The sequence below is a fragment of the Syntrophomonas sp. DTU019 genome, from assembly GCA_913757435.1.
Classification (GTDB): domain Bacteria; phylum Bacillota; class Syntrophomonadia; order Syntrophomonadales; family Syntrophomonadaceae; genus DTU019.
The window spans coordinates 380,962-395,130 of sequence record CAJYDM010000002.1; the positions used below are offsets into that span (position 1 = coordinate 380,962).

The 14,169-nt window shown below is 49.7% G+C and carries 11 protein-coding genes; 1 reads left to right on the forward strand and 10 read right to left on the reverse strand.

Features of this window, described 5'->3' with window-relative positions; translation table 11 throughout:
• Positions 1 to 3 precede the first annotated feature (3 nt).
• Entirely contained in the window at positions 4 to 2,727 is a 2,724-nt protein-coding gene (cphA, locus tag AC15IQ_RS07415; protein ID WP_483178293.1) for a cyanophycin synthetase, read from the forward strand.
• A 64-nt stretch (positions 2,728 to 2,791) separates the two neighbouring features.
• Here cphA and AC15IQ_RS07420 read toward each other — a convergent pair whose 3' ends face one another.
• The 10 genes from AC15IQ_RS07420 to AC15IQ_RS07465 form a co-directional block, all read right to left on the reverse strand.
• Positions 2,792 to 3,433 carry a cyclodeaminase/cyclohydrolase family protein gene (locus AC15IQ_RS07420; RefSeq protein WP_483178294.1) on the reverse strand — a complete coding sequence of 214 codons (642 nt, stop codon included), beginning with the start codon at positions 3,431 to 3,433 and terminating at the stop codon, positions 2,792 to 2,794.
• Between the two features lie 14 nt (positions 3,434 to 3,447).
• Positions 3,448 to 4,674, reverse strand: coding sequence for an imidazolonepropionase (hutI, locus tag AC15IQ_RS07425; protein ID WP_483178618.1), 1,227 nt, complete (start codon positions 4,672 to 4,674; stop codon positions 3,448 to 3,450).
• A gap of 17 nt (positions 4,675 to 4,691) precedes the next feature.
• The gene (gene ftcD, locus AC15IQ_RS07430; protein WP_483178296.1) at positions 4,692 to 5,588 is read right to left on the reverse strand and encodes a glutamate formimidoyltransferase; all 897 of its coding nucleotides are present in this window, start codon (positions 5,586 to 5,588) and stop codon (positions 4,692 to 4,694) included.
• Positions 5,576 to 7,612 carry a urocanate hydratase gene (locus AC15IQ_RS07435; RefSeq protein ID WP_483178298.1) on the reverse strand — a complete coding sequence of 679 codons (2,037 nt, stop codon included), beginning with the start codon at positions 7,610 to 7,612 and terminating at the stop codon, positions 5,576 to 5,578. The genes ftcD and AC15IQ_RS07435 overlap by 13 nt, the downstream gene beginning before the upstream one ends.
• 13 nt (positions 7,613 to 7,625) lie before the next feature.
• On the reverse strand, positions 7,626 to 9,158 hold the full coding sequence (gene hutH, locus AC15IQ_RS07440; RefSeq protein WP_483178300.1) for a histidine ammonia-lyase: 1,533 nt from the start codon (positions 9,156 to 9,158) through the stop codon (positions 7,626 to 7,628).
• 123 nt (positions 9,159 to 9,281) lie between these two features.
• On the reverse strand, positions 9,282 to 9,731 hold the full coding sequence (gene hutP, locus AC15IQ_RS07445; protein WP_483178302.1) for a hut operon transcriptional regulator HutP: 450 nt from the start codon (positions 9,729 to 9,731) through the stop codon (positions 9,282 to 9,284).
• Between the two features lie 91 nt (positions 9,732 to 9,822).
• Complete coding sequence (locus AC15IQ_RS07450) at positions 9,823 to 10,737, reverse strand: DMT family transporter (protein ID WP_483178303.1); 915 nt, start codon at positions 10,735 to 10,737, stop codon at positions 9,823 to 9,825.
• A 237-nt stretch (positions 10,738 to 10,974) separates the two neighbouring features.
• The gene (locus AC15IQ_RS07455) at positions 10,975 to 11,169 is read right to left on the reverse strand and encodes a hypothetical protein (RefSeq protein WP_483178305.1); all 195 of its coding nucleotides are present in this window, start codon (positions 11,167 to 11,169) and stop codon (positions 10,975 to 10,977) included.
• Positions 11,170 to 11,662: 493 nt separating this feature from the next.
• Positions 11,663 to 12,259: a superoxide dismutase gene (locus tag AC15IQ_RS07460; protein WP_483178307.1), complete on the reverse strand. Its 597-nt coding sequence runs from the start codon at positions 12,257 to 12,259 to the stop codon at positions 11,663 to 11,665.
• A gap of 330 nt (positions 12,260 to 12,589) precedes the next feature.
• Positions 12,590 to 13,810 (reverse strand): transposase, encoded by a 1,221-nt coding sequence (locus AC15IQ_RS07465; protein WP_483178309.1) that lies wholly within the window; start codon positions 13,808 to 13,810, stop codon positions 12,590 to 12,592.
• Between the last annotated feature and the right edge of the window lie 359 nt (positions 13,811 to 14,169).

Below are 14,169 nucleotides of genomic sequence, written 5' to 3' on the forward strand. Positions count from 1 at the left end.
CAGTTGATAATTCTAAATATTTGTAATTACAGTGGCAGAAATATCTTCTCACATAAACCCGTAGTCAAGATGGTAGTCGACCTGGAAGATTTAACCTCGGTAAGCAGCGCAGAGATAACCGGCTTTAACCAGCACTTACTGGAATTCTTCCCCGGTTTAGCAACCCATTGCTGTTCCACCGGCCACCCCGGCGGATTCGTGGAAAGGCTCTACGAAGGCACTTATATGGCTCATGTCATCGAGCATGTGGCCCTGGAGCTGCAGAGTGTGTTGGGTTATGATGTCTACTTCGGCAAAACCCGCATGGCTGGGGAGCCATCCCAGTTTACAATTATTTTTGAATATATCAATGCATACTGTTGCCAAGACTATGGCCGTGCTGCGGTTGAGATTGTATCCGTCTTGGTCCATGGTCGGCCCGAACTCATCAATGATATTATTAGCCGTTTGCGCCGCCTCAGCCTGGAATCCAACCTCGGTCCGGGCACCCAGGCTATTTGGGATGAAGCCCGAAAGCGCCACATCCCCATCAGGCGGCTGGGCAGTGATAGTATGCTGCAGCTCGGTTATGGAAAGTATATGAGGACCGTGGAATCATCACTTATTGACACTACCAGTTGCATTGCGGTCGACCTGGCGCAAAACAAGCAGCTAGTAAAAAATATCCTTAAGGAGCATAACATCCCGGTTCCTGAGGGAGGCCTGGCTGATTCGGAGGATGCGGCAATAATTCTGGCCGAACAGCTGGGATATCCGGTGGTGGTAAAACCGTTTGACGGCAACCATGGACAGGATATCACGGTAAACATCAATGACCGTGCTCTGCTTCAGGCCGCCTATCTTCGGGCCAGCCGCTACTCTAAACAGGTCATCATTGAGAGGCATATCCCCGGCAAAGACTATCGCATCCTAGTAGTAGGAGACCAGGTAAGCGCTGTAGCCGAAAGGAGGCCGCCTTCTGTAGTAGGCAACGGTCTCAATACCATTGAGGAGTTGGTGGCTGCAGAGAATAAGAATCCTCTTAGGGGAACCGGCCACGAAAAACCCCTGACCAGAATCAGATTGGATAAATGCGCCCAGGAAGTACTGGCAAGATGCGGCCTTGAACCGAACTCTGTCCCAGAAGCGGGAGAAAAGGTCTGTCTGCGTGAAAACGGCAACTTGAGCACGGGTGGAAGCGCCCGGGACTGCACCATGGAGATCCATCCAGAAAACAAGACTTTGGCGGTAAAAGCCGCCCAGGCTATCGGCTTGGATATTGCCGGTATTGATGTGGTAATGGATGATATATCGCAACCCCTAAGCCCGCTCAATGGTGCCATGATCGAGGTTAACGCCTGCCCGGGCCTGCGTATGCACCTGTATCCAAGTGAAGGCCAACCCCGGAATGTGGCTCAAGATATACTGAACCTTATTTATCCCAGGGGAACTCCATTTACCGTCCCCATTATCTCCGTAACCGGCACCAATGGTAAGACTACCGTCACCCGTATGATACATCATGTCCTGTCTCTAAGCGGGAGAAAAGTGGGAATGACCTGTTCCAGCGGGACCTACGTCGGTCAGGAATGCATCTCACGGGGTGACAATACCGGCCCTATCAGCGCCCAGTCGGTACTTTATAATCGGGAGGTGGAGATCGCAGTTCTGGAAACCGCCCGGGGCGGCATTATCCGCAAAGGTCTGGGGTACGATCTGGCCGATTTAGGGATAGTTACAAATGTGAGTGATGACCACCTGGGTCTTGATGGGGTAAACACCCTCAAAGATATGGCCTTTGTCAAAGCCCTGGTGGTGGAAGCGGTCAAACCCAATGGTTATGCAGTATTGAATGCCGATGACGAGATGACCGAATATATAAAGAGCCTGGTGCGCTGCAATTTGGTCTATTTTTCTCAGAAACGCGGCAACCCACTGATAGAGAACCATATTGTACAGGGTAAAATGGCCATATTAGCTGAAAATGGACAGGTGATGGTATATCGCAACAACGCCAAGTACCCTCTCTTGAAGCTGCAGGATATCCCCATTACTTTTAACGGAAGGGTGTTATGCAATATCGAAAACTCCCTGGCCGCTATCTCCAGTCTTATCGCCCTGGGTGTGCCGGATAACATCATCAGGTTGGGGTTAAGAGCATTCCGTCCCGACCCTCAGGTCAATGCAGGGAGATTTAACCTATTTGAGATGGGAGATTTTAAAGTTATGCTCGATTACGGCCACACCCCCAGTGGTTACCTTTCAGTCATACATTTTTTGGAAAGCCAGGACGCTTCCCGGCGGGTGGGCATCATCGGAATGCCCGGGGACCGCAGCAACGAAGCCATAAAAAAAGTAGGCCGTATAGCAGGGCAATTCTTCTCCCGGCTGTATATCAAGGAAGATATCGACCTACGCAACCGCGCACCCGGTGAGGTGGCCAACCTGCTCTACCAAGGCGCTGTGCAGGGTGGCATGGACGAAGCTCAAATCGATATCGTCCTGTCTGAGCGGGATGCATTGCTTACCGCCATGGACCAAGCCCAATCCGGGGATTTTATTGTTGTGTTTTATGAGGATTTCGATTCCGTCCTACAAGTTGTGCAAGGCTTTAGAGGAGATGGTCCGGCACGGGTCTATTCGCCAACTCTGTCAGAGCAGACCAGCATCCCCTTTAAGACTGATATCAGGCCGGTTTTGCAGGTCGAATACACTGATACCAGTGGGGTTAACGTCCAGCATCACTAACCTTTCAATGGTATATCGTTAGTTGTAGGCAGCCAGCGAACCTCAGATCAACATTCCAGCATAGCTAACAGTGCAATCGTTGATTGACAATATTCATAATTTGGGATTTTATATCCGCAGCTTCAGCCAGCAGTTCCTGACATTTCGCTGCGGCCTGTTTGCTTAAGTCCTGCTCTTTTATGCCGGGAAGGTTTATTTGCACGTTTAAAACCGCACCCTGTAATCCTGCGTAAGCCAGCAGGGCACCAACACCTACATCTGAAACCGCGTTCCGATTTCCATAACGGGCTATATTAATCTGGTGTTTCAATGTATCACAGCATTTTTCGGCCACCAACAGTGGCACCTGCAGTGCACGCCGGTTAGCTGCCCGCATCCGCTCAAGGCGGTTCTGCCTTTCCGCTTCGCTTTGCTGCGGGAGTTTTAGGGCTTGCATGACCTGGTTGAAGGCTTCTGTATCTTCATGGAAAAGCTCCAAAAGTTCCTTATTTATTGCACTGAGGATTTGATGATCAAGCTTTATCTGCTCTTTTATCACTTCATCCAGTTCTTCGTAGGCCCTCTTACATGTGCTCAGTTCGATAACCATTAGGCTCAAGGCAGACCCCATAACCCCTGCCAGAGCAGCAGAGCTGCCCCCACCAGGGGCAGGCTTGGAACTGGCCAGAACATCGTTAAAATCCTTTATTTTCAGGTCGTATAGCATACTCTTGTCCCTTTCTAAACCAAATTCCCTTTTTCGACTACAATACGTCCGTTTTTTATCACCTTATCCACATGATTGATACCAAAATGATAGACCACGTATTCCCAATTGGGCGCGTCGAGAATAGCCAGGTCAGCTTTCTTACCTACCTCGATACTTCCGATGTCTGCGGCCCGATCCAGCGCATAAGCGGCATTGATAGTCATTCCCTGCAAAATTTCGGCTGGTGACAATCGCATGCCGAAGCAAGCCATGGTCATGATGGCCTGCAGGTTTTCACAGGGACAGGAGCCCGGGTTATAGTCGCTGGCCAGGGCCACCCTGATTCCCTTGTCTATCATCTGGCGCGCCTCAGCATATCTCCCCAACATCAGATAGAAGGAAGTACCAGGCAGCAACACAGCCGTTACCCCGGCCTTGACCAAGGCATCCTGGCCTTCTGCCGAAGCAGCCAGGAGGTGATCTGCGGATGTAGCCCGCATTTCGGCCGCCAGTTCAGCACCCTGCAGTGGAACCATCTCATCAGCATGTAGCTTCAGTTTAAAGCCCAGCTCTCTGCCGGTTTCCAACAACACCCTGGTTTCTCGGGGAGAAAACACCCCTTCCTCGCAGAACACATCCATGAACTCGGCTAGTTTATACCTGGATACAAAGGGCATGACCTGTTCTGTCATTAAATCTATATACCCCTGGGGGTTTGCAGCGTATTCATCAGGTATGGCGTGAGCGCCCAGGTAGGTACTGATTATATCCACCTCATGCTCTTCATGCAGTTCCCGGGCGGCCAGCAAGCACTTTACTTCTGTTTCCAAGTCCAAACCGTAGCCGCTTTTGGCCTCAATGGTAGTAGTGCCATGGAGCAGCATCTGGTCCAGGCTTTTTTGAGCCTGCTTTTTTAGTTCCTCTTTAGTGGCCTTTCTGGTCCGGGCCACGGTATCCAGGATTCCTCCCCCCGACTTGAGTATATCCAAATAGGATACTCCCTTCAGTTTAAGGTCCAGTTCGCTTTCCCGGGAGCCTGCATGTATCAAGTGGGTGTGGGCATCAATCAGTCCTGGAATTATCGTCTGCCCCCTGGCGTTGATTATTTTGGCCGCAGGCCTACACAATTCTGGGGGTATCTCTCCCTGCCCCAAAGCAGCTATCCTTCCGCCAGCAATCGCTATATACCCATCAAAGGGCTCAATAGGGCGTCCTTCTTCACAAGTCATAATATTGCCGGATCTTACAATCAAGTCCATTGCCATCCTGTTTCACCTCACTCCAGCATTCTTTTTTCGATTACCTGATTTAAACTAAAATCCTCAATGCGCAGATAGTACGCTGCGGCGTCTATCAAGGCTTCCATGGGGGTGAGACCAATTATCTCGCTGCCTACTATCTCTACCCCATAGCGCCGAGCTTCAAATTTGACCATCTCAAATACCCGGTAGAGCGAGGTCCGGGTATAATCGGTCATATTGATGGAAACCTGTACTATGCCCCTCTGCTTAAGCTCCACCCCCATCGCCTTGCAGTATCTCAACCCGCCTGAGCTGTGCCTTATAGACCTGGCGATTTGGTTGGCTATCTCCAACTGCTTAGTATTGAGATTGATATTGAACGCAATAAGGGGCATTCTGGCGCCTACGACGCTGGCTCCAGCGCTGGGATGCGGGCTCTGCGGGCCAAAGTCGGGCTTCCATTCCGGTTGCAGCATCTTTTCTGCCAGACCTTCGAATTCTCCTTTCCTGATATTGGCCAGGTTTTCTCGGCTTGCGGCGGTTGCCGCCTTTTCGTAAAGGAATACTGGCAGGTCGTATTGTTGAGCCAGAGTTCGAGCAGTATCCCGGGCCAATTCTACCGCCTCCGCCATAGAATAATCCTGTAAAGGTATGAAGGGCACTACATCGACTGCGCCCATGCGAGGGTGAGCCCCTCGGTGGTTTTTCAGGTCAATGTGCTGGATCGCGGTCCCGGCTGCCTCTATGACTGCCCGTTTGACACTCCCCGGTTCTCCCATAATGGTTACTACGGTGCGGTTGTGATCTTGATCCGGTTTGTAATCCAAGAGCTTCACCCCCGGAGTGGTAAAGAAAGGGGTAAGAATCTGCTGTATAATACTAGTGTTTCGTCCCTCACTAAAATTGGGCACACATTCTACTAAGGCTGCCATTTGTTAAAACCTCCCCTGGATAGCGTCGCTTTGATCAAGTCCTCGCTGGGGATATAGGGCAGGGTGATTTGCGCCCTGCCGCAATATTCCCGGTTATAATCCATTGAAGTTGCTATTGAATGGGGATTCCGCGCCCAGGCGCGCCGGGCCACTCCCCCCATCACATCCCACATCATGGCTGACTCGATGATGCTGTCAACTCGTTGGCTGCCGTCTAAAACCAGGCCAAAGCCTCCGTTTATCGCCTTGCCAATACCAACCCCGCCGCCATTGTGCAACGCCACCAGGCTCATGCCCCGGGCTGCATTGCCGACGAAGCATTGCACCGCCATATCAGCCATAACATTGCTGCCATCTTTAATGTTGGCGGTCTCTCTGAAGGGCGAATCGGTTCCGCTCACATCATGATGATCTCTGCCCAGCATTACGGGGCCGATCTCTCCGTTGCGCACCATTTCATTGAATTTAAGGGCTATTTTTTTCCTGCCCGCACTGTCTTGATACAGTATTCTGGCTTTGGTCCCTACCACCAACTGATGCTTCCTGGCATCCCTGATCCATATATAATTGTCCCGGTCCTGGGAGCGCCGCTGCGGGTCAATACAGCTCATAGCAGCTTTATCGGTTTTCTGCAAATCCTCATCGGACCCGCTTAAGCACACCCATCTAAAAGGACCGTAACCATAGTCAAACAGTTCCGGCCCCATGATGTCTTCCACATATGAGGGGAATATAAAGCCGTCTTTTTCATCCCTGCCATTGCGGGAGATCTCCTTCACCCCGGCGTCGAACACTGCCTTCATAAATGAGTTTCCGTAGTCAAAGAAATACGTCCCTCGCTCGGTCAAGGTCTTGATCAATTCAAAGTGCCGTCGCAGGGACCTGTCAACTTCCCGTCTGTACTTATCCCGGTCAGCGGCCAAGAGTCTCCCCCTCTCTTCAAAGCTGATTCCCTGCGGGCAATAGCCGCCGCTGTAGGCGGCATGACAAGAGGTCTGGTCTGATAACAGGTCAATACTAACATGGTTTTGCACCGCATATTCCAAGAGGTCGACCACATTGCCATGATAGGCGATGGATATAGGCTGTTTTTTTTCTAGATAGTGATCCGCTATTTCAAATGCTTCGTCCAGATTGTCAGTAACGCGACTCACCCAACCCTGATCATAGCGGGTCTTGATTCGCGAGTAATCGACTTCTGCGAAGATGCCCACTCCACCAGCTATCTCTACCGCTTTTGGTTGAGCCCCGCTCATCCCCCCCAACCCAGAAGAAACGAAAAGTATGCCATTAAGGTTACCATCCGGGGCAATGCCCAGTTTAAGTCGACCTGCGGTAAGTATGGTATTGAAAGTGCCATGAACTATGCCCTGAGGCCCGATATACATCCATCCCCCGGCGGTCATCTGCCCGTAGTTGGCCACTCCCATCTGCGCCGCCACTTCCCAATCAGCCTGATTGTCGAACATTCCTACCATAAGGGAATTGGTTATGATCACCCGCGGGGCATCCGGTTTGGAGGGAAACAATCCCAGGGGGTGCCCCGACTCAATGACCAACGTCTGCTCCTGGGTGAGACTCTGTAAGTATTTTTTAATCAGGCGGTACTGCAGCCAATTCTGGCATACCGCTCCGGTTTCCCCGTAAGTTACCAGCTCATAAGGATACAGGGCAACATCATAATCGAGATTATTATCAACCATCACCTGAAAAGCCTTCCCTTCCAGGCAATTTCCTGGGTAATCATCAATGGGACGGCCGAATATCCTCCCTGGGGGACGGAAACGGTAAGCATATATACGACCGTAACTTATAAGTTCCTGCAAGAACTCCGGTGCCAGAGCCTCATGGAGATTCTCCGGGACATAGCGCAAGGCATTCTTTAAAGCGGTTTCAGTTTGGGCCTGATTCAGTCTGAACCCCCGATCTGGAGCCCTCCTGATGCCGGGCTGGAATTCAGGTGTTTCGGGGAGTTCCTGATCCAGTTTGATCTCCATGGCGTTGTAAATATCGAGGTTATCCATTTTACATCCCCCTTTATATGGCCCATTGGGCTAACTTACGAGTATTATCCAAGGCCAACAGGTCCTGCCAGCCACTTTCCATCCATTTGCTCACCTTTTCTATGTCCTTGGCGAAAACCCGGTCTTTGGCAATAGAGGGTGTGATGGTGCGGGCTTGTTGATAGATTTGCCTGGTATAGGGGGACATCTTATCTGTGCCGCGGAATTCCACCGCTTGAAGAGCGCATATCAATTCAATGGCCACCACCTGGCGGGCATTGTTGATAATCTGATAAGCATGGCGTGCCGCAATGGTGCCCATACTAACATGGTCTTCTTGATTGGCAGAAGAGGGTATGGAATCGACACTGGCTGGATGGGCCAGAGTTTTGTTTTCCGACACCAGGCTGGCAGCGGTGTACTGCAGTATCATAGCCCCTGACTGCAGACCCGGTCGGGGGCTGAGAAAGGGGGGCAGATCATTGAGCTGTGGATTCACCAGGCGTTCAATGCGCCTTTCCGCGATATCGGCCAGTTCTGCCATAGCTATCTTCAAAAAATCCATGGCAAAGGCTACCGGCTGACCATGAAAGTTGCCCCCGGAAATCACTTTGTCTCCACCTTCAAAAATCAACGGGTTGTCAGTTGCGGCGTTGATTTCAATTTCCAGCTTGTGCTTCACATAGCCTAGCACTTGCCAGGTAGCCCCGATTACCTGGGGAATGCACCTCAAAGAGTAGGCGTCCTGCACCCGCAATTCTCCCTGCCTGGTGGTGAGCATGCTCCCGGCCAAAATCTCTCTCATCCTTCGGGCCACATCTATCTGTTCCTGGTATCCCCTGGCGTGGTGCACCTCTTCATCGAAGGCGTCAATGATCCCCCTCAGCCCCTCCATGCTTAAGGCCGCCACCATTTCCGACTGGTAAACCAGTTCTTCCGCCTGTAAATAGGCCACCGCTCCCATAGCGGTCATGGCCTGGGTTCCATTGATCAAGGCCAGACCTTCTTTGGCCTGCAACACCAAAGGCTCGATCCCTTCCGCTCTAAAAGCCTGAAGAGCAGAGCATATCGTACCCTGGTAATATACCTCCCCTGCACCGATCAAGGTTAAAGCTAAATGAGCCAGAGGAACCAGATCCCCGCTGGCGCCTAAAGAGCCCTGCTGAGGTATCACCGGATGAATACGGGCGTTTATCATCTCCACCAGGGTTTCCACCACCACCCGGCGCACCCCGGAAAACCCCTTCAACAGCGTATTGGCACGCAGCAACAACATGGCCCGACTGACTACTTCAGGAAATGCTTCCCCCACACCACAAGCATGGGAATGGATCAGATTGAGCTGCAATTCTTGGCAATCTTCACAGTCTATAAGGACATCGCTGAACTTGCCGAACCCGGTAGTTATCCCATAGACGATTTGGCCCTTTTTCACAATGTCCTCAACTGCCCTGCGACTGGCATCGACACTATCCAGACTGGCCGGGGAGATATATACCATGGCATCTTCACAGAGTACTGCCCTGACCTGTTCCAGGGTCAATGCATGCCCGTTTAATGTGACCATATCATCTTAACCTCCTTTCTGAGATAAAAAGGGCTCTATTAACAAAAGTCGCCCGACTTTCACTAATAGAGCCCCCTAATAACTAACACGCTATAGGCTCCAAAATATTCAGATTCTTATCTATTAAATGTGATTTATGCCCAGACCGACCACTTCGTGTTCCAGGCCTTTTATCGGTGCTCCGATGGTGCCGTACAGGGCCACTGCCATCCACTGCCCCTCATCAGCGCTTTCATAAGGATTGCCCTTTATGACCGCAAACCTCAACCCGACCGTTCGTTGCACCGAACCCAGTTGTATCTGCCCCCGGGTTACGCCCTCCAGAGCTTCCAATATGGCATGATACAAGGCGTGAGACTCACGGTATATCTCCGGTCTGATAAGCTGATGTTTTTTAGCTGCAGTTTCGATGGCGGCTACCACTTTATGTGATTCCATCGAACCGACTTTGCCTGTGCAGAATTGCCATTGCAGTTGCTCCAGGCTATGCAGATACTCCTCGCTTTTCCCCTCTTCGGATAACACCAACCAAAGGGCTTTCTTACCAATTAAGTTCTTGGACAGATGGGTCATTGCATACCCGCTTTCTAATAACTAACAGCTGCTATTAATATTGTATGGCAAACAGCCAGTCCCTGTCTATCACCACTATGCTGCCTGAAAGTCACTTCAGCGCTTCAGGCACCGCCTGCTGACATGGGACGGTTTTAGCGGTCCATAAGCCCTGCAGCTGCGAAACCAACATCCCTGAGAATATCAAGGCACAGCCCAGGATCTCCAGCAGATCCATGATCTCACTTATAAGTATAAACCCGCCAATTGCGGCGAATACCGTCTCCATACTCAATATGATGGCAGCCGCAGCAGGCGGAGCCTTTTGTTGTCCTACGATTTGCAAGGTGTAGGCGATCCCCACCGAAAAGACCCCTCCATAAACGATAGGCGTCGCCGCTGCCATGATGCTCTTGACGACTATGGTTTCTGTCACCGCGGCAGTAATCAGACTGAGCAGTGCACAGGTGATAGTCTGAAGCCAGGAAAGCTGCAAAACATTCACCCGGCGAGAAAAATGAGCGATAATCAGAATATGAAAGGCCCAGAAAAGAGCCCCGGCGAGTTCCCAAAGGTCTCCGCTCTGAATGCTGGTGGCCTCTTTGACGCAAAGAAAATACAGTCCCACAACCGCCAGAAAACACCCCAGCCATGTAAAGGCGGATGTCCTTTGCCCGATAAATATGCCCACAACCGGCACCAACACCAGATAGAGGCTGGTTATGAAAGCCGCTTTGCCCGCAGTAGTAGTCACCAGGCCGATTTGTTGGAATGAAGACGCTATGAATAATACCAGCCCGGCCAGTATCCCTGGCAGGGCAGCTTGCTTAAGCCCCATGGCCAAGGGCTGGCTTTTGTCACGGAAAACGAATAACAACGGCAAGAGGGATATTCCCCCCAGCAAGAAGCGCACCCCGTTAAAGGTGAAGGGGCCCACATAGTCCATCCCCACCCTCTGAGCCACGAAGGCCAGGCCCCAGATGGCCGCGACCAGCAAAAGTATGAGATTGGATTTAAACACACTCACAAGCGGACTCCCTCCAAATCTAATGTAATCATATTGCTCTGCTATTGCTTGTGGGTTCAACACCTAAATTATAGGATACTCCAACCGCTTCCCAGAAGAAAGCACAAAAAATCCCTCACAGAGGCGAGGGAGCAGAACAGCCCTAAAACAGAACCACAGCTCGGCGTCGTATGTAGCATTTCCATCATAGACGAATCACACCGCCAGTCTGTCTAGTCTGGTTTATCTGTGATACCGTTACATTTTGAGAAACTCCAATACTTTGTAAACCAAAAACGCCGGCCAGAACAAGGCTTTGAGAACGCCTACCACCCCATCGCCCAAATCGGAGGCATGTTGCAGGTAATATACCAGTGCACCTAGAAAACCAAGCCCATATATTCCACCGGCGGCGCTATTGTATCTCGGACCCTTGCAATCATTGCTCATCATATCATCCGACCTTCCATCATTAATGTAGTCTCCCACATGCCTGCAGGCTATGTTTTTATGGCCATATCATGGGTCCCAGGGGACTATCGCCAATCATCAAGCTGTAGATAATTTACAGTCCAAGGCATTATATTAGGACAGCGGTAACGTTATCCATTAATTTCCATATTATGCTATAAAGCACTGCCAACCCTGATTTACTGTCTGTCTGCCTGGTAAAACTGATTACAGGAGGAGGTTGGGGCATGTTAAAGCAATTATGGTGTTCCCTGTCGGGGCACAGATTTGTGCCCTTTTTCGAAAAGCATACCCATGTTATCACCTACTGGTATTGCCGCAAGTGCGGCAAGTGTTGGCGATATTCACCTTAAAGCTGATAATAGCCGAGGTCTAAGGCTATCTATATAGGGTATTCAGCTGTACTTTGTTTATGTACATCAACAATAAATAAAAAGCACCGGACGTTCGTCTATTTCGTCCGGTGCCATTATAGCTACTTCTGCATCAAAGCCACTCTTCGATTGACATCATCCCAATTGACCAGGTTCCACCACGCTTCTACCCAGGCGGCGCGCTTGTTCTGATATTTAAGGTAATAAGCGTGTTCCCACACATCCACAATCAAGAGGGGCACCACACCCCATTGAGTCAAGTCCTGATGTTTCTCCGCCTGCAGGACCACCAGTTTCTGAAAAACCGGATTGTAGGCCAGGACCGTCCAGCCTGATCCTTCCACTGCGACTGCCGAGGCAGTAAAAAGCTTTTTAAAATTTTCGAACGCTCCGAAATCGCGGTCTATCAGCTCTGCTACCACACCGGTGGCAGGGCCTCCCCCCCCGGGTTTCATGTTTTCCCAGAACATGGTATGCATGATATGACCTGAGCCGTGAAAGGCCAGTTCCCGTTCAATATGTTTTATTAAAGAGAAGTCGCCTTTTTCAATGGCCTCAGCCAATTTGCTTTCAGCATTGTTGAGCCCGTCCACATATGCTTTGTGGTGCATATCATGATGCAGCCTTACCGTAGCTTCGTCATAATAGGGCTCGAGCGCATTGTAATCATATGGCAAATCGGGCAGGATATGTGACATATTATCCACTCCTTTCTTGACCTAATAATACCAGTTTATAGCCACCGGACTCAACTTGCGGTTTTGATACCCACCGGCCTATATTCTAAAGCAATGGTGATCCCCCAAAATAATGTTTTGCAGTGAAAGCCGGCCCCATATGAATCGAGACTTTTGCATAACTCAGAAAAATGCTGTTGATAATACAAGACGTTTTATGGGCGGCAGATGGCAAATACACTTATTTCCAAATTAGCCCTGTAACCACGGTCAAAACGCTATGAGTTCCGGAATTAGGGCAGACTACCCCCTTTAACGTAGTTCGTTCTTTAATAAACCAATAAATGTGAACTAAGCAGCTAGATACTGGGTACTACTTTCTTGATTGACTGCTATTGTAGCTGCAATCATGGTTATGGCACAAAGGTAAGCATGGACTTCAACTTTCTTGATTTTTCTTACCCTCAACCCGGTTTCTAATCCCAAGTTCTCCTTAAAGCGGCTGAAACAGCGCTCTGAGTAGGTACGCATATTGTATAACTTCTGCCAGTTAGCCGTCCCCCTATGTGGAGTTGAGAACAACCGGGGATCGTCCTTTACTCTGGTTTTAACCACCATTCCATAGTTACTCTTTGAACACCATGCAGAGCCAAAAGGACAGTCGCATTTACCCAGTACATGTGGGCATCTAAATTTATTTACGCCCTTATAGGAACCCCAATATACCATGCGATAACCAGCAGAGCAGATTGGGGTTCCATCCCAGTCAAACCCGGCTTGGGGCTGTTTGGCCCCTCGTTTATTCAGCGCAATAATCGCCTGGGCATGGTATTTATCCCTGATCAGAGAGTATATCTCACGATGGTCATAACCAGCGTCCATCAAGAAATACTCTATGGGGGTTTGTACATTTGCATAACATTGTTTCACTAAGTCCATAGCCACGCTGGAATCAGAACAATTGGCCGGTGTTACCTTGATAGCTATAGGAAGTCCTGATTTTACATCGGTGCCAATATGTTGCTTGTACCCAAACCACTTGATGGGGTTGCCGTTGGTGTCACTCTTAATACCCCAATCAGCGGCACTGCCATCCTGGCTGATATTCTTACGGGGAACGGACTTTTCATAGGCTTCTACTTTGGTGGCATCAATTGCAACGGCAGTAAGATCAAGAAGGCCCATATCCTCTGCTTGTTTAACCAGTGACGAAAACAGTGTTTCCAAGCAACCGCTCTCAGCAAGCTTCGCATAAAACCGACTGAAACACGATATACTGGGCGCGGTGCCAAATGGCTCAAAACCGCAAACATATCTGAGATGAGGGTCGTAAGTAAGCCGTTCAACCAGTGAAGTAAATGTAGTCATATTCGTAAGCCTCATAGCAATCAGGGCATTTAGCATTGCAGCGGCTGGGTATGGTGTTGGTCCACCCTTTCTCTTATCAGGCTTATTCAATATGGCAAGAACTGGTTGTAAATCAAGGGTATTGATTATTTTCTCAAGCCTGGATTTTGGTTGCATTTTTAAAGCATCTTCAAAGGAGAAAATGCAGTTCTGTCGAATATTCATAAGTGACTTCGCCTCCTACGGATTGTTTGTTTGTGTCACTTACTAATTCGACAAAATGGGGGGTGAAGTCCTTTTTCTGGGTAATTAAAACCCCACTAATTCCAGGCATGGCTATTATGCAAAAGTCTCAATTAATATTAACAGACTGTTAAAATAATATTAAAGGATGTGTTGACTTTAATCCCTTGGGATGATAATATAAGTCTTGCGCGCACGACTGGTAAACGGTTAGCGCGGGGCAGAAAAGCCGGAAAGCGTAAGTACGAAGGCTCAACGCCAGGTCCCTAAAGAGGGAATGGTTCTGATAAAACTGAACAGCAAGAAGATAAGTGCGAAAAGATTGGAACTGTATTAAGGAG